Source organism: Anabaena sp. UHCC 0451 (genome assembly GCF_034931405.1).
Classification (GTDB): domain Bacteria; phylum Cyanobacteriota; class Cyanobacteriia; order Cyanobacteriales; family Nostocaceae; genus RDYJ01.
Genome location: NZ_JAYGHA010000037.1, coordinates 54041 through 55101, shown reverse-complemented (window position 1 = coordinate 55101; position 1061 = coordinate 54041). Strand labels below are relative to the sequence as shown.

The window sequence follows — 1061 nt, the reverse complement described above, 5'->3', positions numbered from 1 at the left end:
CATTAATGGTTATAGCTTGTGGAAGATTGGTACAGATGATAATGCCACATTAGTGCGAATCAATGAGGAAAATGTTATTTCCGATCCTCAATCTTTCACCAACGTCAATGGCACACTTTATTTTACAGCTACCGATGGTATTAACGGTTATGAATTGTGGAAAATTGACACCAACAACAACCCAGTAATAGTCAGTGATATCAATCCAGGAAAAGGAAGTTCCAATCCCTACAACTTAACCAACGTCAATGACACACTTTATTTTCTAGCTGATGATGGTACTAACGGTTATCAGTTGTGGAAAATTGACAGTGATGGCAACCCAGTAGTTATAAATACTCCACTTGTCAATCGTGCTTCTAATCCCGAATCGCTGATCAATATCAACGGCACACTTTATTTTACCGCTGATGATGGTATTCATGGCATGGAGTTGTGGAAAATTGATAGTGAAGGCAACCCAGTATTAGTCAACGATATCAATCCGGGTGAAGGAAATTCCAATCTCTACAACTTAACCAACGTCAATGGCACATTGTACTTCACTGCTGATGACGGTACTAACGGCAATAGTTTGTGGAAGATTGACGAACAAGGAAAAACCGTCAGGTTCGATATTAATCAAGGGGGAGAAAGTTTATATCCCTACAACCTCACCAATGTTAATGGCACTCTTTACTTCACTGCTGATAATCGTATTAATGGAACTCAGTTGTGGAGGATGGACAACGAAGGAAACCCTGTAAGTGTGGAAATCAGTCAGGGGGGAGAAAGTTTATATCTCTACAACCTCACCAGCGTCAATGACACACTTTACTTCCTAGCTTATGACGGTACTAGCGGTTATGACTTGTGGAAGATTGATACCGATGGTAATGCTGTCCGGTTTGATATAAATCCGGGGGAAGGGAGTTCCAATCCCTATAACCTCACTAACGTTAATGGCACGCTTTACTTTACTGCTGATGATGGTACTAACGGTTATGAGTTTTGGAAGATTAACAGCGAAGGAAATCCTGTAAAGTTCGATATCAATCCTGGACAAGCAGGTTCTAATCCCC

At 40.8% G+C, this 1061-nt stretch carries 1 pseudogene; it reads left to right on the top strand.

Annotation, left to right across the window (positions count from 1 at the left end):
* Positions 1-1061 (top strand): annotated as a pseudogene (locus VB694_RS21870) (hypothetical protein); the annotation flags it as partial.